The organism is Streptomyces sp., from assembly GCF_036524955.1.
Classification (GTDB): domain Bacteria; phylum Actinomycetota; class Actinomycetes; order Streptomycetales; family Streptomycetaceae; genus Actinacidiphila.
This window is the reverse complement of record NZ_DATDBG010000132.1, coordinates 4969-31449: the sequence shown is the minus strand read 5'-3', so window position 1 is coordinate 31449 and position 26481 is coordinate 4969. Positions and strand designations below refer to the sequence as shown.

Sequence of the window (26481 nt, the reverse complement as noted above, 5' to 3'; positions counted from 1 at the left end):
CGCGCTGCACTACACGCCAGAGGACGGACTTCAGTGGATCGAGCCGCAGGCTCTGACCGAGGAGCGGCGGGTGTCGGGCCAGGCGCCGCGGCGCGACGCCGTGCATGCGCGTGCGGTGGTGGTGGACGGTACGGGCCGGGTCGTGGAGGACGCGCTGCGGGATCGGGACGAGGTCTTCAGCCGGCCGACCGCTTCCCAGTCGCTGCCGGCCGCGCTCCTCGATCCGCCGCATGACCACGCGTACGGCGCGATCGGCTGGGAGGTGGAGGACCAGCACATCCTCGTCGGCCCGCCCATGCTTCCTGGGACAGTGCTGGCGGAACACCCGCTGATGACGGTGGTGGTCGACCAGCGTGCGTTCATACGTGGAGCCGATGGCCAGCTGTATGTGACGGAGAGAGAGGCGCGGAGGGCGGCGGCCCCGCCCGGGGCTCCGGCCCCCCAGCCCGAGGTGTACTCAATCGTGGAGTTCGTCACCACGCCGAGCCGGTCGCTTCCCGAGGAGAGCTGGGAGCCGGCTGAGTCGGTGATCCAGCGGGTGGAGCAGGCGCGCGCGGCGCTGGGCGAGACGGACCGCCTGGGCCGTCCGGTGCCGCTGGCGGAGCTTCTCAGGGCCGCTGAGGGCTGGACCGTCACTGACGTGGGCCGGGAGTTCCAGGTTGCCCCGGCCGTCGCCGGACCCAACCACCCCGCCTACACCCAGATCACGGTGGGTGTGGTGCCCAGCGGCATGACCATGATGCAAAAGGCCGCCCAGTTCAGGCTTGTACTTCCCGACCCCGGGCCGTTCTTCGCGGCGGGTGAGCGGTTCGGCCTCGGAATCGCGGCGTTTTACGTCAGCCAGGTCCTCGGCACCCAGGTGAGGCGCGAAGACATCGGTATGCTGCGGAGCATTCCGGAAGTCGACGAGGTCTGGGGTTACTCCTGGTCGTTCTTCAACCACGTCGGCGCCCAAACCATCACAACCCGGTTCTACCCGGACCGACTGGTGAAGAACATGCTTCCCGCGGCGTCGCGCACCCCGTTCGGGGACATCCTCAAGGGAATGAATCCCCGGGTGCGGCGGTTCTTCGACGAAAACCACGACCGGATCTCGCAGCTGTTCGTCTCCATGTTGCAGATCGCCATCAAGGAATACCGGCAGGCGTTGAGAATGCCGCCGCAGGACGTCAGTGACCTGCTGGGGGAGACGACGTTGTCGGGGCTGCCTATCGGTGACTATCTCACCGCGGTGCTGCGCGGGCAGACGTCGAGCGGGGCGGAGGTCGGCCAGCGCGAGACCGTGGGCATGGTCAACTACCGTAACCTCGACGACAACGACGGCCGGCTCGCACTCGGCCAGCAACTCGTGGAACTCCGGCATTACGGATTCAAAAACCGCCTCATGCTCCCGGCGGATCTTCAGCGTGCTGTCGCCGAGATACGGCGGATCGCGCAGGAGGGCTACCGGCGGGCCGAGGCGTTCGCCGGCTCGTTCAACACGGTTGACGAGCTCCGTGCCGCTATGACGAGCATCATCCAGAACCGCGGTGCCAAGGAAATGCTTGCCGTTCTGGAGGCGTTGCAGAAGGTGAGCGTGCCGGTGACGCAGGGCTCCGCGCGGCCACTGCTGGATCAGCACAACGGTTGGATGCTCAGCGGAGAACTCGGTACCTTCGCCCTGGGGCGCCCATTGCCCCCGGCCGTGCTGACGTTCCTGCGGTCCCTGGTGATGTCGGCCACCCAGACCCTGCTCCCGCAGACGCCGCATCCGCAGGCTCTGAACGACCAGACGCGCGAGCAGATGGCCCACATCGTGCAGGTGGCGCAGCATGGCCTGGGACTGATCGAGCAGGAGTCGGCCGCCCGCACGGCATCGGCCCACGGCCAGGGGCAGGGGCCGGAGATGGAACTGGAGTCGCCTGCCGGGCAGTTGGCGTCCGCGTACCTGTCCGGGAGCCGCAACGAGGAGGACGCCTTTGCCTATCTGTTGGTCCCGGGACGGCCCTGGAACCTCGCCGGGGCGTCCGACGCGATGTTGTGGACCGGCGGCGAGCCCTTCGTCCAGCTGAGCCTGACGCTGCCCCAGCCGGAGCCGGACACGCGAGGGCACACTCTGCTGGAGATCCTCGTGCCGGAGGGCTTGGGCGTCGACCCGGACACCGACTCCGAGGCGAACGGTACGCGGCTCCTGGTCAGCGAGTCGGACCTGTCGCAATTGACCATCTTCGAGGTGTTTATCGAGGACGCTGATTCGGCTCAGTGGATGAGCCGTAACGAGCCCGATCTCGTCGATCAGCCGCTGTCGGTGCTCTCCCGCGTGGGCCAGGCGTTGCACGCCAACCGGGACCGGCAGGCGGGCATCGACGACCCTGTGGTCCGGGTCGCCACCCGGATCAGCTTCGCGGAGGAGTCGGCGAAGTACGAAAGGCGGCTGGGCGCTTACCTCTCGGGTCTCGACTCGGTCCAAGCGCAGGTCGACACCCTTCTCAAAGCCGTCTGGTACCGGGCCAATGACCAAATGCGCCTAAAGATGGGCAACGACGACCCGAGCTTCACCGGCGCGGTCGGCACGGACCTCGCTGCGCTGCAGCGGGTCGTGGACTCCGGAAACGTCCGCGAGCGCATGCACATGCTGTACAGGGCGGCGGTGCAAGGCTCGACTCTTCGGCGGCTGCTCAACTACAAGTTCGAAAACCCCGACTTGCTCACCAGCGAATGGCCTTTCCTGGTCCCCTCGGAGCCGATGCAGCGGATTCTGGCCCTGCCGGACGGGCCGGAAAAGCAGGCGCGGCTGGACGCCTTGCGGGAGCCGATGCTGACAGACCTCTCACCTGACCAGGCCGTGCCGCCGCTCAGCGATGCCGAGTGGCGGATGTCCGTCGGCGCCGACGGCAGGCTCAGGTGGACACCGGGCCAGAAGCTGCGTGAAGTGTTGATGAGGAGCCACACCCAAGTGGGTGCGGAGGCGACGGGCGGCCTGACGTCCGCGGGAATCTCCAACACGATGTACTTCATGCTCGACGTGATCAAGCAGATGCACGAGCAGTGGGGCGTCCCGGTCGACTACCAGCTGGTGCGGTTGGCGATGCTGGCCAACATGCTGCAGGTGCGGCATCACACGTTCCACGAGATCATGACGGCGGCCGACTTCTTCGGGAAGCAGCATGCCCTGGGCGACCTGCTGCACTACGAGAACAACTGGGGTCGGTACCGCTCGCTGTCACCGCTGTCCGAGGAGGAACTGCGGAGCAACGTCGCGGTGGACGGCAGATTCCCCGACGAGCACGCGCTCGGCGTGGGGGCGGGTCAGACCGTTGCCCACCTCGCCGCACCGGTCATCACGGTCCGGCCCGTGGAGGACGACACTCCCGAGGAACTGCAAGAGGAGGCCGTGAGCGCTCCGGCGGAGAGCACGCCCTCGCCCTCGATGCCCCGGCTCGGCGATGAGGGACAGACGGGACAGGCGCCCGAGCCGTCGGCACAGGAACGAGTCGTCCCCGTCCCGGTCACCATGCCGCTCACGGACGCCCCCGGCGGCGCCGGGCACGTGATCGGACGTGACTTCACGCCTGCCGATCAGCGTCCCGAAACGCCTCTGGCGCCCCTGGACGTCTGGCACACCTACATCGCCAAGCCCATCGAGGCGGGCGGCCACACCTTCGGAACGGACTTCAAGAGCCGCAAGGCGCCGTGGGTCCGCTTCTCCGAGCCCCGGCCGTATCTCGTGATCGCGACCGGCAGCCCACGCTCGGTGACCGTGCAGACCGCGGACGGCCCGAAGAAGATGCTGCCGGCCGAGTTCGCCGACTTCCTGGCCAACGACGCGGACCTGCACCGGGCCGCGCCGGACGCCGAGATCGTCCTGCTCATGCGGGGTGCCGGAGCCGACGGCCTGGAACTTCCGCGCCTGGTGGCCGCGCGGACCGGTCGCCCCGTCTGGTCCCGCAGCGGGAAACTCGACTTGCTCCCGGCGCCCGGCGGCGCTTCCACCCGGATCAGCCAGGTACAGCCCAGACGCAGCAACGACCCGACCGGGGAATGGATCCGCAGCCTGCCGGACGACCTCGGCGCCTCGACGCCCGAGGAGCGCGGGACTGTCACCCCCCGACGCGGAACCGTGCGGACCCTGGACGGCAAGAAGATTCCCGACCGGCAGTTGTCGCACTACCCCATCGTCGACAGCGAACACCGGACGATCGGTCGTGGCGCGCACAGCCCGCAGGAGTGGGCGATGCGCGAGAAGGACAGCCGGGAGCTGACAACCCGCGTGTCGTACCGCCAGGCCGACCACCGGACTGACGGATCCATCTATGCGCGGCTCGGGACCGAACGCGCGCTGCCCTGGACCACCGAGGCTCCCGGCGTGATGCCGTATCACGTCAACGGCCATGGCGCGGACGACTTCGTGGTCATGTACCACGGCGACGAGAAAGTGAAGGTGGGCGGTAAGGAGTTCGGGAGGTACCTCCGCCGGCGGCCGAGCCTGTCGCAGCTGCCGCCGAACGCCCCGGTGGTGCTGGTCGCCTGCTCCACCGGTGCCAAGAACCTGGCCCAGGACGTCGCCAACGAGACCGGACGGACGGTGTACGCGCCGAACGGCAAAACGAGCCTGCTCTTCGACGTGGTTACGGGTCCTCGCGGTGACGAGGGCGAGTGGCTGGCATTCAAGCCGCAATCGCCATCGGCCATCCCAGGTGAGCCGGTGGCCGTTTCCGACCCGTCCACGACCGCGGTTCCCGGCCCTTCGTCGGCCACGACCGTCGCGCCTGCGGAAGGGAGACCGGAATCGGCAGAGACGTCGCGGCCGCAGCCGGATTCCCTGGAACTGCAGGAGTACGCGGAGTACGCCTACGTCCAGGAGCGAAACAACGGTGACCGCTCGTACGGCCGCGAGACGCTGGACGAGCACGATGCGCTCGGCGCTGGCGAACTGTCCGGCGGTCCGGGCACCGTGACCCAGGAGTTCTCGGGTTCGATCACGCGGTTGTTGCATGAGCGGGAAGGCCTGTTGTGGCGGCGTGCGGAGGCTGAGCAGGCGTGGGAGGCGGCTGGCGATCTGCGTGGTTCGGGTCAGGCGTCCGGTTCAAGCGGTCCTGTGCCTCTCACCCGTGGGGAGGCGGAGGAGGAGCTGGCGGCGATCGGTGACCAACTGGCAGTGGTCGAGGAGGATCTGGCGGGGCTGGGTGTGGACCCGCGTGTGCTGGAGGCGGCGCCTTATCTGACTCCGGAGGGTCGGCTCGTCGTCCCCGGCGGCGGGCGCCGCCGACGGGCCGACGATTCGCCGTCGGACGCGCCTGTCGGCAAGCGTGGCCGTGGCGGCCGTTCGCAGGCCCGTCGGCAGGATCCGGAGCCCGTCGACCTCCCGCAGCCGCAGCCGCAGCCGCAGCCGCAGGCCCCGGTGCCGACCTCGACCGTGGCCCCGGCGTTCGGGCAGCTCACGCTGCCGCCCCGGCCGTCCGACCCCGCCGGGACCGCGGGCGCGTCCCGGACGGGCGACGAGGACCTGCACGGCGAAGAGGGCGACGACCTGTTCGGTGAGCAGGACGATGAGGATCTGTTCGGGGATGACGACGACCTGTTCGGTGATGCGGAGGACGGCGAGGGCGGTGGCCAGGGAGGCGACGCGAGTCTGGCTTCTTCGCCTGTTTTCCAGGCCGCGGTGCGGGCGGATGAGGAGGGCGAGCCTGGGGGGCTGATGGGGAAGCCCGAGGCTGTTCTTCGGTGGGGGAACCCGGCCCAGTCCGGGGACCGGGTGTGGGTGAGAGGGCGCGGTGAGGGTCCGCAGCTGTCGGCTGAGCAGCGGGAGGAGCTGTATGACGGCCTGACCGGGGTTGTTCCGGCGCCGCCGCTGGGCGTCGTGCAGCGCTATGTGGCAGCGGCTTATCAGGTGGACCTGACGCTGCGGGCCTTGCTGCGGCTCCATCAGGACTTCATCGATCACCGCGATCGTGTGATGTACGACCTGATCGAGGAGGTGACCCAGGAGGAAACCCGGCAGATGCTGGCGCGGGCGCTGGAGCGCTACCGCGTGCACGGCACGGTCCGCGTGCCCGACGGTGCTCAGACCTCCAGCGGGGAAGGGCAGGCGAACGACCCGCTTGACCAGTGGCTCACCGACGCCGCCCAGGGCCGTTTCCGTCTCCCGCGACGGGCAAGGGACGTGCTGGCCGCGATGCACGTGCGTTTTCACGCACAGCGCTCCGTGCGGTCGACGGACCAGCAGTACGCAAGAGCGCTTGACGCGTACCGCGAAGCCCATCCCACGTGGGGCGGGGCGCCGCTGACGAAGGGCACGAAACAGGTCGTCGACGGACGACCGGTGCGCATCGGTTATCGGCTGGTTCACCTCGGTAGGGTGCCCAACCCGGTTGTGAAGCGCAGCCTTTATGAGGCGCTGCAGCGGGCGGGAGTGAGCCTGCCCGCCAACCTCCGGGTCGTCGAGGACCAGATCCGCCAGACGACATACTGGACGGATGAGCAGTACGCGAGGGCGCTCGATGCCTACCGCGAAGCTCATCCCAGCTGGAAAGGGACGCGACTCCCGGACAGGACTGAGCAGGTTGTCGACGGACAACCGGTGCCCATCGGTTATCGGCTGGTTCACCTCGGTAGGGTGCCCAACCCGGTTGTGAAGCAGAGCCTTTATGAGGCGATGCGGCGGGCGAAGGTGATCCTGCCCCCCAACCTCGAGGTTGTGGAGAACGACGCTGCACTTGGGCGTGTGCTCTGGACGGATGAGCAGTACGCCCGGGCGCTTGACGCGTACCGCGAAGCCAACCCCGCTTGGAACGGGGAGCCGCTGAAGCGCTCTACAGGGCAGCAGATCGAGGGCGTGACCAAGCTGGTGCCCATCGGCCAGCGACTGAGTAACCTCAACAGAGATACGCGCAAGCCGGTTGTGATGCGGAGCCTTTATGAGGCGATGCGGCGGGCGAAGATGATCCTGCCCCCCAACCTGCAGGTTGTGGAGAACGACGCTGCACTTGGGGGTGCGCTCTGGACGGATGAGCAGTACGCCCGGGCGCTTGACGCGTACCGCGAAGCGCACCCCAATTGGCGCGGGGCGGCCCTACCTGTGGAAACAATGCAAAAGATCGACGGGAAACGGGTGCCCATCGGTCAACGGCTCCACGACGTTGTGACCATGCCCAACCCAGTGGTGAGCAGTGCCTTTCACGAGGCGCTGCGGCAGGCAGGGGTGAGTCTGCCCGCCAACCTCCACGTCGTCGGCGAGGACAGCGGCGGCACACGTGAAAACGCGAAGTGGACGGATGAGCAGTACATCAAAGCGCTGACCGCGTACCGCAAGGACAAACCCGGCTGGACGGGCAATCAGCCGATGGACCCCCTAGACGCGAAGCGAATAGTCGACGGACAGCGGGTGCCCATCGGCCGCTTGGTGGAGAGGCTGCGCGCCGGCCGGAAGGGGAAGCTCGGCAGCAGGTATGTCTCGGAGCGCTTGTACCAGGCACTGGTGGCTGCGCGTGTGCCACTGCGCTCGGATCTTGTAAGGGTGCCGGACCAAGTCGGGCCGGGCGCGGGTGCCACGGGTGGTGCCCGCGTTACCGAGGAGCGTGCTACGGGCACGGCTGTGACGATGCCCCGTGACGTGGGCGCGCGGGCACCTGGGGCCGGTGCCGGCCTGGGCGCAGGTGTTCTGTCGGCGGGGCAGGTGGGTCGGCTTGGTGTGAGGGGTTTGCGGGCGGTTGAGGTGCCTGCGGATGGTGATTGCCTGCCGCATGCGTTGGGGGTGACGGTGCCGGAGGTGTTTGTCAATCCTGCGTCGGGTGTGCTGTATACGCCTGGTGAGATGCGTGGGGTGGGTGCGGATGCGTTGGAGGCTGAGCTTCAGCCGGGTGCGGCGCGGCCGTTGTGGGGTCTGGTGGATGTGCTGGCGCAGTACAACCGGGCGTTGGATGTGGCGCTGGAGTCGGTGGCGGCGATGCCGGATGCCGGCGGGCTTTCCGCCGAAGAGCGGGCGCAGTTTGTGCACGCGTTGACGGATGCGGCGTTGGAGACGGTCACGGCGTCGTGGGGTGATGAGGATCGTCGGCGGTTGGTGGGGAGTCTGCGTACACAGGGTCAGTACGACGATCCGAGTGGTGATGTCGCGCCGGTGCTGCTGGCGCAGGTCTTCGGTCTGTCTTTGACGGTGATTGATCATGACGGGGCGGAGCATCGTCTGGGTCCGGACGGGGGCCGTCCGGTGGTGCTGGTGCGGTTGTCGCGGGAGACGGGTGCCTTCGATCACTGGCTGGGAACGGCTCCGGACAACCAGGCCTCCGCTGGGGGTAGTCGGCAGACGGACGGTTCGGAGCCGGCGGGCTTCCTGTTCGGCGATCCCGGGTTCGGGCCGGCGGGGGATTCCTTGGCAGGGCTGGGGCTGTTCGCGCCGGGGGGGCCGGTGGGCGGTGGTGGGGTGTTCGCCGGGGATGTGCTGCTGACGTCGGCGCAGCAGGTGGAGCTGATCATGAGGGGGTTGGAGGCGAGGGAGGCGTCCGACCAGTTCGGTGACTCCTTCACCCTGGCCGTGCTCGGGTCGCTGCCGCAGCAGGTGCATGCGGCTCTCCTGAATGCGGGTGTGGTCACCACGCAGGACGTGCGCAATTTCCTCGCGCACGAGCTGTCGTCGGAGCTGGGCCAGCCCGGAGTTCACGGCACGCGGTTGCGGGATGCGGTGGGCGGTGTGATGGCCGCGGACGGGATGCTCGCTCCGCAGACCGACGTGGAGCAGTGGGCGCTGGTCAGTGCCCTGCTGGTCAGGGATGCCGGGCTCGTGCCGCGGAACGTCATGGCGGCTTTGCTGGCGGTGGCTTTGGACGTGCGGGTGGAGGTCCTTGAGGAGGACGGGACGGTTCTGGCGCCGCTGCCGGGGCATTGGGGCAGCCACACCGCGCTGCTGGTACGTCGGAGCGGTGACGGTGCCGATCACTGGTTCGGCACGCAGCCTGTGCTGCCGCTGCTGGACGGTCTGCTCCTTCAGGGAGTCGAGCTGCCGCAGAGCGAGAGCGCTGCGGCGCAGAGCGCGCCGTCGTCGGTGGTGCCGCATCTCGGCGACGGTGCGCAAGTGGGGCCGTCGGCTGAGGTGTCGTCTGCGGGGGAACAGCTTGTTCCCGTTCCGGTCACCACGCCGCTCACGGATGCCGCCGGGGGGGCCGGGCATGTGATGGGGCGTGACTTCACGCCTGCCGACCAGCGTCCCGAGACGCCTCTGGCACCTCTGGACGTGTGGTTCACCTACGCTGTCAAGCCCGTCCCGGCAGGCGGTCCCGCGACCGCGGCCGAGTACAAGGCGGGCAGGGCTCCCTGGCGCAACTTCTCCCGCTCCCGTCCGTATTTCGTGGTGGCTGTCGGCGGCCCCGGCGCTGTGACCGTGCAGACCGCCGAGGGCCCGCAGGTCATGACGCCCGTGGAGTTCGCCGATTACCTGGCCGGTGACCCGCAGCTGCAGGCGATGTCCCGGAACGTCGAGCTGGTCCTGCTGATGGCGCACGCCGCGGCTGATGGGCTGGATCTGCCGCGTCTGGTCGCGGAGCGGATCAACCGGCCGGTGTGGGCCACCAGTGCAGGGCTTGAGCTGCTGCCGTCGCCCGATGGCAGGTCCACGCGCATCAGGCAGCTGAAGGCGGGGACGGATGCCGGGCCGGTCGGGGTGTGGGTCCGCAGCCTGCCCGGCGACCTGGGTCCCGCGACGTCCGGGGAGCGCGGAGCGGTCGCTCCGGGGCGTGGCTTCGTGCGCACCGTGGACGGAGCGAGGATTCCCGACCGGCGGCTGACGCACTACCCGATCGTGGACGAGCACCACAGGCCCATCGGGCGTGGCGCGCACAACGCGAGGGAGTGGGCGGCACGGGAAAAGCTCTCCGGTTCTTTGACGGCCCGGGAGAAGTTCCGGCAGGGCGACTGGCAGAGCAATGGCCACGTGGTCGTACGGGAGGGCAGTGAGCGCGATCTGCCGTGGAAGACCGCGGCTCCCGGCGTGCGGCCTTACTTCTTCGTCGGCCACGGCGAGCCGGATCACGTCTTCCTGTATCAGGGCCACGACCGCGTTGTGAAGGTGGGCGGTACGGAGTTCGGCGGGTACCTGCGTCGTCGGCCGAGTCTGTCCCAGCTGCCGGTTAACGTCCCGATCGTGCTGGTCTCCTGCTCCACCGGTGCCGGAAGCGTGGCCCAGGATGTCGCCGACGCGACGAACCGCACGGTGTACGCGCCGAACGACGCGACGACGCTTAGCTTCTCCGTGGTCGCGAGCGACCGCGGTGACGGCGAGTGGCGGACCTTCACCCCGCGCCAGGAATCCGTGCGCCCAGGCGACTCGGCTGTGCCCGGCCCGTCCACGACCGCGGTTCCCGGCCGTTCGTCTGCCACGACCGTCCCGCCTGTGGCCGCGGAACCGCAGCGCGGCGACGAGGGCGAGTGGCGGGCCTTCCACCCGCAGTCGGGCTCCGGCCCGGCTGCTCCGGGCACGCCCACCACCACCGGGACGTACGGTGCTCCAGTCTCGCAAGATCGCGACCAGGCGCCCACGACGGCTCCCGCCGAGGCACTCACCGAGCCCGCGAACGAGAGCGCGGCCGGTGCGTTCGCCCTCGCCGAGTGGCGCGCGGTTTCGGCGGTGCTGGGGCTTCGGCGGTCTGCTGAGTTGCGGCGGATCGACGACGCGGCGGACGTGCTGCGGCACAGCGGTGATGAAGAGGTCGGTCCGGCCCGGGACGCGTTGGAGGCGATCGATGCCTGGCTGGAGGTGAAGGGCGGCCGCAGCAGGCGCTTGGGTGTGGTTCAGCAGTTCCGGGATCAGGTCGAGACGATCCTGCACGAGCGGACCGTGCGGCGGGAGGAGATCCGGCGGGAGGCGGAGCGGCAGGAGCGGGCCAGGAGGGAGGAGGTCGGGCGGCAGGAGGAGGTCCCGGGGGAGCAGTCCCGGCATGACGGCGCGATACTGGCCGGGCGCCGACGTTACATGGCTGAGGTGGAGGCGCTCGCGCAGCGTGCGGTGGAGATGGAGGCCGTCGGCGCGAGCCCTGAGGACATCGCCCGGACCCTGCATGCTCAGCGGCGCGTGATCGGTGTCAAGTACAAGAATCTGACCCCGGAGCGCCTGCGGGAGCAGATCTACGGGCGGAACCGGGCCAAGTACGGTGACGAGCTGGGGCCCAGCATCGAGTGGCTGCGCGGGCGCGGGAAGACCTGGGCGCAGATCATCGAGAGCGCCACGCGTACCGGCGGGCAGGACCTCGGGCTGGGGAAGAACGACATGCGGCCGGCCGGCGCGGTCGACACGGCTGCCCCTGGTCCTTCAACTGCTGTCGGGGCGGTTGGGGCCGCGACACTGGCGGACGGCGCGAACGCGTCTCAGGCCGATGGCGAGAGTCTTCCGGTGCAGGGTCTGGAGCTGCCGGAGGTCGAGGGTGTTCCGGTGGAGGGCATGTCTTCACCGGTGGTTCCGCAACTGGACGATGCCGCGCAGGCCGGGTTGTCGGCCCTGCTCTCGGTGGGCGATCAGTTCGATGGCGGGGAGGCGTTCTCGGAGACGGAGGGTGACGTCCCGGTGAGCGCGGCTGGATTCTCGGGTCCGCTGACGCGGCTGCTGCACGAGCGTGCCGGTCTGTTGTGGCGGCGTGCGGAGGCTGTGCGGGTATGGGAGGCGGCGCACGATGAGCGTGGTCCGGGGCAGGCGTCGGGTTCGACCGGTCCTGTGCCGCTGAGCCGGCAGGAGGCCGAGGAGGAGCTGGCGGTCATTGACGACCGGCTGGTGGTGGTGGAAGAGGAGCTCGTCGCGCTGGGTGTCGATTTGAGTGTGCTGGAGCGGGAGCCTTATCTGACCGCGGACGGTCGGCTGGTGGTTCCGGGCGGTGCGCGCCGTCGGGCGGCCGGCAGCCCGCCGCAGTCGGAGGCGCCTGTCGGTAAGCGTGCCCGGGTGGGCCGTTCGCAGGCTCGTCGGCAGGATCCGGAGCCCGTTGATCCGCCGCAGGTCCACGCGCCCTCGCAGGCATCGACGGTGACGCCGGCCTTCGGGCAGCTCACGCTGCCGAGTAGGCCGTCCGACACGTCGGCTTTCGGGCAGCTCACGCTGCCACCACGGCCGTCCGACACCGCCGCGACGACGGGAGCGTCCCGGACGGGCGACGAGGACCTGTTCGGCGAACAGGGCGACGAACTGTTCGGCGAGGAGGACGACGAGACCCTGTTCGGCGAGCAGGACGACGAGGACCTTTTCGGTGAGGGGGCGGAGGGTGGGCCGGAAGGTGACACGGGTCTTGCCTCTTCGGCCGTTTTCCAGGCCGCGGTGCGGGCGGATGAGGAGGGCGAGCCTGGGGGGCTGACGGGGAAGCCTGAGGCTGTGCTGCAGTGGGGGAACCCGGCCCAGTCCGGGGACCGGGTGCCGTGGGTGAGGGGGCGCGATGAGGGTCCGCAGCTCTCGGCTGAGCAGCGGGAGGAGCTGCTCGACGGTCTGGCGGGCGTTGTTCCGGCGCCGCCGCTGGGCGTCGTGCAGCGCTATGTGGCAGCGGCTTATCAGGTGGACCTGACGCTGCGGGCCTTGCTGCGGCTGCATCAGGACTTCATCGATCACCGCGATCGTGTGATGTACGACCTGATCGAGGAAGTGGCCCGGGAGGAGACCCGGCAGATGCTGGCGCGGGCGCTGGAGCGCTACCGCGAGCAGGGCACGGTCCGCGGCCCCGACGGCGCGCAGACCTCCGGCGAGGAAGGGCAGGCGAACGACCCGTTTGACCAGTGGCTCGCCGATGCCGCTGAGGGCAGGATCATCCTCTCGCGGCAGGCGTGGGATGTGCTTGCCGCGATGCATGTGCCCGCTCCCTCACGGCGGCCCGTGCTGTGGACGGACAGGCAGTATGCACGGGCGCTTGACGCGTACCGGGAGGCCAACCCCGAGTGGGACGGTACTCCGCTGCCGCAGGGCACGAACCACGTCGTCGACGGACGCCGGGTGCCCATCGGTCAGCGGCTGCAACGCCTGCACGAGGCCGCCCAACCCGTGGTGCGCGGGAGCCTTCACGAGGCGATGCGGCGGGCAAAGGTGGGCCTGCCCGCAAACCTTCTGGTCATCGAGGACCGGGTCGCACGCAGACATGTGCGATGGACGGACGAGCAGTACGCCCGGGCTCTTGACGCCCACCGTCAGGCCAATCCCGCCTGGCGGGGGTCGGAGCTTCCGTACGTCACGAAGCAGGTGGTCGGCGGAAGGACCGTGCCCATCGGTGCACGGCTGAAATACCTGCGAGAGGCCGCCACCCCCGTGCTGCACAGGAGCCTTTACGAGGCCATGGGGCGGGCGGGGATGAGCCTGCCGACTGACCCGAGCATCGTTGAGGACGGCCGCACACAAAAACACGTGCGGTGGACGGACGAACAGTACGCCAGGGCTCTTGACGCCTACCGGCAGGCCAATCCCGACTGGCAGGGGTCGCCGCTCACGCGTGCCACGACGCAGAGGATCGAAGGCGAGACGAGCCCGGTGCCCATCGGGAAGCGCCTGTACTTCCTCGCCCTTGCGCTCAACCCCGTGGTGCGCCGGAGCCTTTATGAGGCGATGCAGCGGGCGAGGGTGAGGCTGCCCGCGAATATTCGGGTCATCGAGGAAACGTCCGCGCGCAGCGCCATACAGTGGACGGACGATCAGTACGCGAGGGCACTCGATGCTTATCGCACAGCTCACCCCGAATGGGATGGGTCACTGATCCTGCAACGCACGGTTCAGGAAGTCGACGGGCTGGACATTCCCATCGGCCGTAGGCTCCACGACATAGTCTTGAGCCCCAGCCCGGTCGTGCACCGGCGCATTTATGAGGCGTTGCGGCGGGCGAATGTAAGCCTGCCCGAAAATCTCCGGATCAGCGAGGACCGGCGGCAACCGGAGCCCCCGCAGTGGACGGATGAGCAATTCGCCCGGGCTCTTGACGCGTACCTCAAGGCTCACCCCGGCTGGGACGGGTCACCTCTGCCGGTCGAGACAACGCAGAAGGTCAACAGGAAGCCGGTGCCCATCGGTCGACGGCTGGATGACATCAGCACCGCTGCCGAGCCGGTTGTTGGGAAGAAGCTGTTCGAAGCGTTGCGGCGGGCGAAGGTGAGCCTTCCCGCCTCCTTGAAGGTGGAGGGGGAGCGAAGCAATCGCGAACCCGAACAGTTCACGGACGAGCAGTACATCAGGGCGCTCGCCAAGTATCGCCAGGACAATCCCGCGTGGAAGGGCGACGAAACCATGTCTCCTGCCTCGCGGAGAACGATTGAAGGGAAGTTGGTGCCCATCGGCCGGTTGGTGGGGAGCCTGCGTGCCGGACAGGAAGGGAAATACGGCAAGAAGCAGATTTCGGAGCGCCTTTATCAGGCGTTGGAGGACGCGGGCGTGAAGCTGCGCTCGGATCTTCAAAAGGTGCCGGATCAGGAGGGGCTGGGCGGCGGTGCCACAGGAGGTGCCGAGGTCACTGGCGTGCGTGCCACGGATGAGACCAGGGTGGTCGGTCTGCCCCCGAATCACCGGGAGCGGGGCACCTACGAAAAAGGCCAATGGACGGATGATCATTACGTCAGGGCGCTCGCCGTGTACCGCAAGGACAACCCCGGCTGGACGGGCGATCAGCCGATGGCCCCCGACACGCGGAAGAGGGTCGACGGGAAGCGGGTACCCATCGGCCGCCTGGTGGAGAGCGTGCGTGCCGGGCGGGAGGGCCAGTCCGCTGGGAAGCGGGTTTCGGAGCGTTTGTACCAGGCGTTGCTGGCTGCGCGTGTGCCGCTGCGCTCGGATCTTGTAAGGGTGCCGGACCAGGCAGGAACGGGTGCTGGGGTCACGGGTGGTGTGGAGAGCACCGGTACGTCTGTGGTCGGGGGCGTGCCTGCTGCGGGTGTCTTGGGTGTGCGTGGGTCTGGTGGGTCTGTGCCGGTGGTTGGTTTGTCGGCGGGGCAGGTGGGTCGGCTTGGTGTGAGGGGTTTGCGGGCGGTTGAGGTGCCTGCGGATGGTGATTGTCTGCCGCATGCGTTGGGGGTGACGGTTGCGGAGGTGTTTGTCAATCCTGCGTCGGGTGTGCTGTATACGCCTGGTGAGATGCGTGGGGTGGGTGCGGATGCGTTGGAGGCTGAGCTTGAGCCGGGTGCGGTGCGGCCGTTGTGGGGTCTGGTGGATGTGCTGGCGCAGTACAACCGGGCGTTGGATGTGGCGTTGGAGTCGGTGGCGGCGATGCCGGATGCCGGCGGGCTTTCCGCCGAAGAGCGGGCGCAGTTTGTGCACGCGTTGACGGATGCGGCGTTGGAGACGGTCACGGCGTCGTGGGGTGATGTGGATCGTCGGCGGTTGGTGGGGAGTCTGCGTACACAGGGTCAGTACGACGATCCGAGTGGTGATGTGGCGCCGGTGCTGCTGGCGCAGGTGTTCGGTCTGTCTTTGACGGTGATTGATCATGACGGGGCGGAGCATCGTCTGGGTCCGGACGGGGGGCGTCCGGTGGTGCTGGTGCGGTTGTCGCGGGAGGCGGGTGTTTACGATCACTGGCTGGGAACGGCTCCGGACAACCAGGCCTCCATCGCGGGTGATGGGCAGGGCACCCTGCGCCAGCAGAGGGCGTCGCGCGTGGGTCGGCGGCCGGTGCGGGATGTGTCGCTGCCGGAGGCGCAGGGGTCGGCACGAGATGAGCCGGCACGGCTGGAGCCCGGACCGGAGACCGGTCCGGACACGGTGCACCGCCGGCCCCCGACCCAGCAGACATCCGGCGGCACCCACCTCCAGGACCCGCGGCCCGGGCATCCCGAACTCGGGAGTCTCCTGCCCGAAATACCCGGGATTGTGGGCAATGTGGAGCCGCAGGTCTCCCACACCGGTGGCTCGGAGCTTGCGGGCTTCCGGTTCGGTGACGTCCCGATCGTGGATTCCCGGCCGGAAGACGGGGCCTTCGGATTCCCGGGTATTTTCGGCGGCGTGGACCCACAGGGTTCGCAGGGCTCTGAGCTGGAACGACTCCTGTTCGGCGATTCTCAGCACGGGTTTGGTCCGGCTGGAGATGCGTTGTCCGGACTGGGCCTGTTCGCGCCGGCCGGACCGGTGAGCGGTTGGGCTTCTGCCGACGCCGTAGCTTTGACTATGGCGCAGGAGGTGATACTGGCCTTGAGGGGCTTGCAGGCGACAGCGATGTCCGACCTGCTCGGTGACTCCTTCGTCCTTGCTGTGCTCGCCTCGCTGCCGGAGCACCTGTCCGCTGCTCTCGTGAACGCAAGTGTGATCACCACCCACGACGTCCGCAATTTCCTTGCCAACGAACTGATGTCGGAGCTGACCGAATCCGGTGTTCGCGGCAGCCGACTGTGGGACGCGGTGGCAAGCGTCATGGCCGCAGACGGGTTCGTTCCGCCGCAGATCGATGACGAGCGCCGGCATCTGATCGACGCGCTAGCAACTCAAGGTCCTGCTCGATACGTGTCGGACAATGTCGTCGCGGCTTTGCTGTCCCTGGCCTTCGATGTGCGGGTGGAGGTTCTGGAGGAGGACGGGACGGTTCGTGCGCCTCTGCCCGGGCACTGGGCCGACCACGCCGCCCTGGTGGTACGGGTGACCCGTGACGGCATCGACCACTGGTTCGGAACTCAGCCCGTATCTCCTGCGGGAGACCCCATGAACCCCGTGCAGGCGGCTGTTGAGGGTTCTGCTGTGGAGAGCGAGGAGCCGCAGGAGGAGACCGAGGGGGATCCGGCGCAGCGCACGTCTTCGCCGGTGACTCCGGGCCTTGATGACCGCGTCCAGACCGGACCGTCGGCGCAGTTGTCGGCGCGGGACCGGGTGGTCCCGGTCCCGGTCAGCACGCGGCTCACCGACGCCCCCGACGGTGCCGGGGAGGTGATCGGACGCGACTTCACGCCCACCCGGCGGCGTCCCGAGATGCCGCATGCGCCCCTGGAGATGTGGCGCACCTACGTTGCCGCGTCCTCCGAGAGCGGCACGGACGACGTCGAGGCCACGGGCAGTGACGCGCCCTGGATCGACTCCGAAGTACGGCCGTACTTCGTGATCGCGACCGGCAGCCCGCGCTCCGTGACCGTGCAGACCACGGACGGCCGGCAGAAGATGCATCCGAGGGAGTTCGCCGACTACCTGGCCAACGACCCGGAACTGCGGAACGCCCCGGCCGGCACCGAGATCGTCCTGCTGATGGCGGGCGCCGGGGCCGACGGGCTGGAACTGCCGCGGCTGGTGGCTCAGCGGACCGGGCTCCCGGTGTGGGCCCCCAGCGCCCAACTCGACCTGCTTCCGTCGTCCGACGGCTTTGCCACCTGGATCGTCCAGGGCGTGCGCACCGGCGAGCCGGTCGGGGAGTGGGTCCGCAGCCTCCCCGGCGATCTCGGTACCGCAACTCCCGGGGAACGCGGGACGGTCTTGCGACGCGGACACGTGCGCACACTGGACGGGAAAACGGTTTCCGACCGGCAGCTGTCCCACTACCCCATCGTCGATGCGCAGCACCGGACGATCGGACGTGGCTCGCACCGTCCGACGCAGTGGGCGACACGGGAGAAGGACAGCCGTCGCCTGACGACACGGCAGAGTTTCGAGCAGGCCGACCGGACAGGTAGAGGAACGTCGATCGCACGGTCAGGCTCTGAGCGCCCGCTGCCGTGGGCAGAGGCTCTTCCGCATGTGACGCCGTACTTCTTCGTCAGCCACGGCAAGGCCGGCCACGTCAGCCTGGTCCAGGACGGCAGCAGATCCGTCCGAGTGGGCGGACAGGAGTTCGGAAGGTACCTGAGCCGCCGGCCGAGCCTGTCGCAGATGCCGCGGGAAACCCCGATCGTGCTGATCGCGTGCCATACAGGTGCCGGCAGTCTCGCCCAGGACGTCGCCAATGAAACGGGACGGACCGTGTTCGCGCCGAACGCGGTGACGACGACGCGTTTGTCCGTGGTCACAGGTCCGCGTGGCGACGAGGGCGAGTGGCGGGCCTTCCACCCGGAGCAGGGGTCGGCGCACCCCGGCGGCACCACGTCGGAGCCGGATGTGGTGGAAGCGCAGGGGGCTTCGTGGTCCGCGCTCGGTGATCAGGGCGAGGAGGGCGACGAGTTCCAGGACGAGGAGGCGTCCTCGGAGACGGAGGGTGATTTCCCGGAGAGCGCGCCCGGGCTCCTGGAGCCGGTCGTGCGGCTGCTGCGTGAGCGTGAGGATCTGCTGGGGCGGCGCGAGCGCTTCGAGGAGGCGTGGGAGGCGGCAGGGGATGTGCGCGGCCCGGGGCAGGCGTCTGCGTCGACCGGTCCTGTGCCGTTCACCCGCCAGAGGGCGGAGGAGGAGCTGACGGTCGTCGACGACCGGCTCGCGGTGGTCGAGGAGCAGCTCGCCGCACTGGGCATCGATCTGCGTGGGCTGGAGTCGGAGCCGTATCTGACCGCGGATGGGCGGCTGGTTGTCCCGGGCGGTGCTCGCCGTCGGCCCGCGGACTCGTCGTCCGACGCGCCTGCCCGTAAGCGTGCTCGTGTGGACCGTTCGCAGGCTCGTCCGCAGGACCCCGAACTGGTTGATCCGCCGCAGGTGCGGGCTCCGTTGCCGGCGTCGAACACGGCGCCGGCGTTCGGGCAGCTCACGTTGCCGAGTCGGCCGTCCGACAACGCAGGGGCGGAAGGCCTGCGTCAGGGCGGGGACGAGAACCTGCTCGATGAGGACGACGACCCGTTGGACGAGGATCAGGACGGAGAGGACGGCGCCCTGGCAGGTGTGGCGCTTCTTGAATCCTCGCCAGCTTTCCAGGCCGCGGTGCGGGCGTACGAAGAGGGTGAGTCGGCAGGATCGTTGGGACAGCGAGAAGCCGCTCTTCAGTGGGGTAATCCCGCTCAGTCCGGCACGCGGGTGCCCTGGGTGAGGGGGCTGGACGAGCCGCAGCTGTCGGCCGAGCAGCGTGCGGAACTGTACGACGGCCTGGGCGGGGTCGCCCCCGCGCCGCCCCTGGGTGTGGTCCACCACTACATCGCGGCCGCCTACCAGGTCGACCTGACGCCGCGGGCCATGCTGCGCCTGCACCAGGAGTTCATCGACCACCATGACCGGATGATCTCCGACCTGATCGAGGAAGTGAAAGGGGAGGGAAACCGGCAGCGGCTGTCGGAGGCGCTGGAGCGCTACCGCGGGAGCGGAACGGTCGGCATGTCCGACGGCGCGCGGACGTCGAGCGAGGAGGGGCAGCCCGGCGACCCGCTCGACGGGTGGCTCGCCGACGCCGCCCACGGGCACATCCGACTTTCCCGGCGGGCATGGAAAGTCCTGGCCGCGATGCACGTGCCGGCCGCCGCACGGTTCTACGTACGGTGGTCCGACAGCCAGTACGCGAGGGCACTCGACGCCTATCGCGAAGCCAACCCCGCCTGGGACGGTTCCCCCCTTCCCCCCGACATGAAGCAGGTGGTCGATGGAAGGAACGTACCTATCGGTCGTCGCTTGCAGCACCTTCGCATGGCCGTCAACCCCGTAGTGAGGCGGAGCCTTCATGAGGCGATGCGCCGGGCGGAGGTCAGCTTGCCCGCCAACCTCCGGGTTGTCGAGGACGGTGCCGCGCTCACAGCAAGACGGTGGACAGACGAACAGTACGCCCGGGCGCTGGACGCGTACCGAGAAGCGCACTCCGACTGGCAAGGGGGGACACTCGCGCAGGGCACAGCGCAGGAAGTCGACGGGGAGTCTGTGCCTGTCGGTCTCCGGCTGAGCCATATCGCCAGTGATCCCAACCCGGTCGTCAAACGGAGCCTTTATGAGGCGATGCGGCGGGCGAGGGTGGACCTACGTGACGACCTCGAGGTCATCGAGGACGCGGAGTCGCCAGAGCGCGTGCAGTGGACGGATGAGCAGTACGCCCGGGCCCTGGACGCGTACCGCGCCGCCCATCCCGGCTGGAAGGGTGGGGCACTGAAGCGCGGAACGGCCCAGAAACTCGAAGGCGAGACGAAGGCCGTGCCGATCGGTAACCGGCTGTACCACCTTCGCAAAGCTGCGAACCCGGCGGTGAAGCGGAGCCTCTATGAGGCGATGCAGCGGGCGGGGGTGGAACTTCCCGCCGGTCTCCGGGTCACCGAGGAGGGAACCAAGCGCGCACGACTGCCCGTCAACCTCCGGGTCACCGAGGACGGGGTCGCACGCAAGAGAATGGTGTGGACGGACGAGCAGTACGCGAGGGCGCTCGACGCCTATCGTGAGGCTCATCCCAAGTGGAACGGGTCACCGATTTCGGTGAACACGAAGCAGGAGGTCGACGGGGCGAAGGTGCCTTTGGGCCGTCGGCTCTACAACATCGCCAACAATCCCAACCCGACCGTGGGCAAGGGCCTTTATGAGGCGCTGGTGCGGGCGAAGGTGCAACTGCCCGTTGGCCTCAGGATCACCGAGCCAGCAAAGCGACTCGATGCGCCTCCGCCTGCTGCGGGTGTCTTGGGTGTGCGTGGGTCTGGTGGGTTTGTGCCGGTGGTTGGTTTGTCGGTGGGGCAGGTGGGTCGGCTTGGTGTGAGGGGTTTGCGGGCGGTTGAGGTGCCTGCGGATGGTGATTGTCTGCCGCATGCGTTGGGGGTGACGGTTCCGGAGGTGTTTGTCAATCCTGCGTCGGGTGTGCTGTATACGCCTGGGGAGATGCGTGGGGTGGGTGCGGATGCGTTGGAGGCTGAGCTTGAGCCGGGTGCGGTGCGGCCGTTGTGGGATCTGGTGGATGTGCTGGCGCAGTACAACCGGGCGTTGGATGTGGCGTTGGAGTCGGTGGCGGCGATGCCGGATGCCGGCGGGCTTTCCGCCGAAGAGCGCACGCAGCTTGTGCACACGTTGACGGATGCGGCGTTGGAGACGGTCACGGCGTCGTGGAGCGATGAGGATCGTCGGCGGTTGGTGGGGAGTCTGCGTACACAGGGTCAGTACGACGATCCGAGTGGGGATGTCGCGCCGGTGCTGCTGGCGCAGGTGTTCGGTCTGTCTTTGACGGTGATTGATCATGACGGGGCGGAGCATCGGGTGGGTCCGGACGAGGGCCGTCCGGTGGTGCTGGTGCGGTTGTCGCGGGAGACCGGTGTTTACGATCACTGGCTGGGAACGGCGCCTGCTGTTGAGGTTCCTGGGGGGGGTGGTGGGCAGGCCGGCGTTGGCCAGGCGGGAGACGTGAGGTCGCGGCGGGGTCGGCGGCTGGTGCGGGATGTGCCGCTGCCGGAGGTGCGGTTGCCCAGAGAGAGCGAGCCGGTGGTGGAGCCTGCCGCTGTGGTGGAGTCTGGGCCGGTGGTGGGGCAGTCGCAGGATGGCGTGGGCGTTCAGGGTTCGTGGGGGGAGCATCCCGGGCTGGGGAGTTTCGAGTCCGGTGTTCCGGGGTCTGTGGTGGGTGTCGATCCGTGGACTGCGCTGGTGGGTGGTTCTGAGACGGGTGGTTTCCCGTTCGGTGACGTCACGTTCGGTGGTTTTGCGTTGACGGATTCCCCGTTCGGGGCGCTGTTGGGTGGTGATCCGCTGCTGGCTGAACTGCCGTTCGGGGGGGCCGGGCCTGCGGGTGGTGGGGATGCTTTCCACGCGGGGCCGGCGTTGACGCTGGGGCAGGAGGTGCAGTTGGCGATGAGGGATTTGCGGGCGGTCCCGGTGCTCGGGCTTGTCGGTGACTCCTTCACGTTTGCTGTGCTGGTGTCGCTTCCTGTGCATGTCGGGCAGGCTCTGGTGGACGCGGGGGTGATCAGTCCGCGGGACGTCCATCGTTTTCTGGCCAACGAGCTGATGTCGGAGTTGACGGCTCCGGAGGTTCGCGGGAGCCGGTTGTGGGACGCGGTGCGTGATGTGATGGCAGCTGAGGGGATGGTGGCGCCGCAGACCGATGAGGAGCGGTGGGCGCTGATCGGTGTGCTGGCTGCCCAGGGTCCGGCCGGTTTCGTGTCGGACGGTGTCGTCGCGGCCCTGCTCGCCCTGGTATTGGATGTGCGGGTGGAGATCCTGGAGGAGGATTCCACCGTTCGCGCTCCGCTGCCCGAACACTGGCCACGCCACACCGTCCTGACGGCACGGGTGAACCGTGACGGCATCACCCACTGGTTCGGGACCCAGCCCGTGTTCCCTGACGGCGCGGAACCCGAGCAGGAGGAGGGTGAGGGTCTGCCGGGCGAGGGCGTGGACGGGCTGGAGCCCGAGAGCGACCCGGAACAGAGCACGTCCTCGCCGGTGATTCCGGCACTCGACGACCCCGCGGAGAGTGAACTGTCGGGGCCTGAGTCGTCGGAGGAGGAAGCGGACGTCCCAGTTCCGGTCACCACCCTGCTCACGGACGCTCCCGGGGGCGCCGGACATGTGATCGGGCGTGACTTCACGCCTGCCGACGAGCGTCCCGGGACGCCTCTGGCGCCCCTGGACATGTGGCACGCCTACAGCTTCGAGTCCAACGGTTCGAGCGGCGACCAGATGTTCGGGATCGTGAGGGACAGGGCGCCCTGGACCGGTTTCTCCGACGCACGACCGTACTTCGTGATTGCGACGGGCACTCCGCGCTCCTTGACCGTGCAGACCGCCGACGGCATCAAGGAGATGCTTCCGGAGGAGTTCGCCGAGTACCTGGCCGACGACCCGGAACTGCAAGAGGCCCCGCTCGACACCGAGATCGTCCTGCTGATGCCGCACACCGGGGCCGACGGGCTGGAACTGCCGCGTCTGGTGTCCAGGGAGACCGGACTTCCGGTGTGGTCCCCCACCGCGACACTGGAGCTGCTTGAGTCGCCCGACGGCCGGGCCACCTTGATCACCCGGGGGACGTTCAGCAGCGCGGAGCCGGTCGGGGAGTGGGTCCGCAGCCTGCCCGGAGATCTCGATGCTCCAGCCCGCGAGGAAGGAACCACTTCCACCGGGCCCGGACAGGTGCGCACCCTTGACGGAGAAGCGATCTTCGACTGGGAACTGACCCACTACCCCATCGTCGACGAGCACCACCGGACGATCGGTCGCAGTGCGCACAAACCGACGGGCTGGGCGACGCGGGAGAAGAACGCACGTCTCCTGACGACCCGGCAGACGTTCATGCGAGCTGTCGGCCAGGGCAACCACCTGTCGAGACCACAGCGCGGTACCGAGCGCCCGCTGCCCTGGACGACCGACCTTCCCGGTGTGCGGCCGTACTTCTTCAACGGCCACGGCAAACCCGACCACGTCACCCTGGTGCAGGACGGCAGCAGGACCGTCCACGTGGGCGGCCGGCAGCTTGGCGGGTACCTCAGCCGTCGGCCGAGCCTGTCGCAGATGCCGCAGCACGTCCCGGTCGTGCTGGTCTCCTGTCACACGGGTGCCGGGAGCGTGGCCCAGGAGGTCGCCAACGAGTTGCAACGAACGGTGTACGCGCCCAACGCGGTGACAAATCTGCGCCTCCACGTCGTCACCGGCCCGAACGGTGACGAGGGTGAGTGGCTGGCCTTCCACCCGCAACCGCCGTCGGCCCACCCCGGCAACGGTGCTGTTACCGACCCCCGGCTCGCCGGCGGGCCGTCCAAGGCCGAGACGGTGGCGGACGCCGAGAGCGCGTCGTTGTCCGAGGCGGAGACGGTGGCGGACGCCGAGAGCGCGTCGTTGTCCGAGGCCGCCGACGTTCCGGTGGACAGTACGTCCTCGTCTGTGAATCCGCGACGCGGCGACACGTCGCACCCGGAAGGCTCGCTGCTCTCCGTGGCGACCAACCCCCAGTACGGCGCAACCGCCACCGAGACCGGGGTCCGGCAATCGCCCACCGCCGTGTCGGGGCCGGAACTCGTGCGGCAGACCCCCATGCCGGTGGCCGAGGGCCACCCTGCCGCAGGAGAAACAGAGGGAATCGCTCCCGACCAGCAATCAGAGGGACCGTCCGGAGAAATACCCATATCCGGACGAGGGCTGCGCGAGCTCATGGGAGGAGACCAGATTCCGGATTACTGGGGAGATCTGGAATGGACCCAGCGGGCTCCCGGCATGTTCGTTGCCGATCTCCCCGAGGAGCACATTGTATTCGGAGCCATCAAGCGGTATGCGGAAGAATCTCAGAAGCTGGACCCGTACGTCTCGCCTGCGAAAGAGCGCACACGCATGGCGGCGATCAGCAGGAAACTTGAGGACCTCGGTCTGAGCGAAACTTTCCGGACACAGTTGTCCATGCGGCTGAAGGAGGGCAAGAAAGGGGGACCCACCCCGCCCCGATCGCGAAGCATGGACATCGTCCGGATAGAGGTGGTGGCCAACAGGGAACTGTGGTCGGCGTACTCCACGAACAAGAAGCTGATTCAGCAGTCCTTCCTCAGAAAGGTTCTCGGCGGCTTCGAGTTCCGGGACCCGAGCGACGCCATCAGATGGTCGCTCAAACGCCGCCCCGATCTGTTCGGCGTCGCTGCCATCGCCGAGGAAACCGACAGGACGGAGGGAAGTGCCGCGATCCCTCAGGAGGCGGCCGAGGCCTTCCTTTTCCACGGCACATCCTCAGAAACTATCGACAAGATACGCATCGGCGGATTCAGGCCGGATGCCTCGGCGAACAAGGGGACGCCGGAGAAACCGATGTACGGACCACTGGGGCAAGGCGTCTACAATGCGGACTCGGCGTCCAAGACGCAGACGTACGCCATTTGCCCCGCCTGTCTGGACTACGACTGCCTGGATCCTTCGCATCCGCCGAAGCAGATGCTTCTCAACCGGTCGCTGATCGGAGTCCCAAAATTTGCCCATTTGTACAAGTCGCGGCGCAGTGAGGACCACAAGTTCCTCCATGCGGGACGCACCTCGGTGGTCAGCCAGAGTATAAAGAAGAATCCTCACCTCCTTGGTGTCACGGGCACCAATGAGTTTTTGATAAGGGATTCCTCTTTGCTCTATCCGGAATTTCGTATCTTCTATCGCGCTCTTCCGGAGGGGGTTTCGGCGGAAGACGCTTCAGGGGTCGGTGTCTCCGAAGTGCCGAGGCCTGTGCCGTGGTCGGACGGCCGGGGAGTGCAACTCGACGCCGAGGCGAACGCGGCGGTCGAAAAAATCTACAGACGGGCCGCCGCCGAAGAAAAATTTGTCACTGCCGTTGTGCGCTCGACGGCTTCCGCGATACCGAACGCCACACTTCGGGGGCTGGAGTTCAGCCTGAAATCGGAGGAGTCGCTCAAGCGGAAGTTCGCCACTCTTCTGCGCAACCGGCAGAACATTGCGGTCAATGAGGGTCTGGGCAAGCTGAACGATATCCTGCGGTACACGCTGGAGATTCCCACCCCTGATTATTCTCAGGGCGTGGACGCGGCCGTAAAGCGTTTCAAGCGCCGGGACTTCTCCTTCGTCTACTACAAGAACACATGGGGCGCCTCGGGATACCAGGGGATCAACATCACCTGGCGGGAACCTTCCGGCCTCCTGATCGAAACGCAGTTCCACACACCGGAGAGCTTCAGGGCCAAGATGGAAGGACACGCACTCTACGAGCAACAGCGCCACCCCGGTCTGGCCGCGGACGAAGTAACTTCCCTCGTGAACCAGCAGAAGGAGATATTCGCCGGAGTACCGGTGCCCCCGGGTGCGACAGGGCTGCACCAATGGGTGCGGTATGGCCTGACCCTGGAAAACGCCGCGCGCAAGATCCGGTTGCCCAGGTCAGAGGCTCGGCCTGGGGATCGCGGCGGAGCCGCCGTCGGGCAGTCGTCCCACCCCCGGAGCACGGTCGGTCCCGGACCCTCGACGGCTGTCAGGGCGTCCGGGGCCGAGGCCCTGCCGGAGGAGGTCGGGCGGCAGGAGGTCCCGGGAGACCAGCCCCGGCATGACGACGCGATACTGGCAGGGCGCCGACGTTACATGGCTGAGGTGGAGGCGCTCGCGCAGCGTGCGGCGGAGATGGAGGCCGTCGGCGCGAGCCCTGAGGACATCGCCCGGACCCTGCACGCTCAGCGGCGCGCGATCGGTGTCAGGTACAAGAATCTGACCCCGGAGCACCTTCGGGAGCAGATCTACGAGCGCAACCGGGCCAAGTACGGTGACGAGCTGGGGCCCGGCATCGAGTGGCTGCGCGGGCGCGGGAAGACCTGGGCGCAGATCATCGAGAGCGCCACGCGTACCGGCGGGCAGGACCTCGGATTGGGGAAGAAAGACGTATGATCGTACACTCGTTCGACCGGGAGGGTGAGACCGCCCTGTTCGACCCGGAGACCGGTCGGCTGTCGGCCGTGGCTCCCGGAACCCGGCCGGACCCCGGCGCTCCCGTTCTCGGGCACTTCGGAGCGCTCGCGGGCCGCCTGGTGGTGCTCTGCCGTGCCGGGAAGACCCTTCGGCTCCGGGTCGGGGACACCGATGTCCCCGTCGGCCCGGGCTTCCTCGTCAGACACCGGCGGACCGGGGACGTCTGCGAGCTGAGCGTGGTGGACGAGGCCACGAATCGGTCCGTGGTGGACGTCCGGTACCCGGCGCCCGCGGATCTCGCCGGCGGTGAGTTCGACCCGACTCCGTTCGCCGACGACGAGGATTTCGACCTGGGCCTCTTCGTGGCCAACGTGGCGGGCGATCCGGACCGCAGGAACATCATCTACACCTGA

The 26481-nt window shown here is 68.3% G+C and carries 2 protein-coding genes; both read left to right on the top strand.

Going from position 1 to position 26481, the window contains the following annotated elements; translation table 11 throughout:
• Positions 1 to 70 precede the first annotated feature (70 nt).
• A complete protein-coding gene (locus tag VIW71_RS11020) occupies positions 71 to 26047 on the top strand; it encodes a hypothetical protein (RefSeq protein WP_331621914.1) in 25977 nt (8658 codons plus the stop codon).
• The gene (locus VIW71_RS11015) at positions 26044 to 26481 is read left to right on the top strand and encodes a hypothetical protein (protein ID WP_331621913.1); all 438 of its coding nucleotides are present in this window, start codon (positions 26044 to 26046) and stop codon (positions 26479 to 26481) included. The genes VIW71_RS11020 and VIW71_RS11015 overlap by 4 nt, the downstream gene beginning before the upstream one ends.

Bases quoted from the DNA above. Each gene is read 5' to 3' on its own strand.
- VIW71_RS11015 (WP_331621913.1), top strand. From the start codon at position 26,044: ATGATCGTACACTCGTTCGACCGGGAGGGTGAGACCGCCCTGTTCGAC.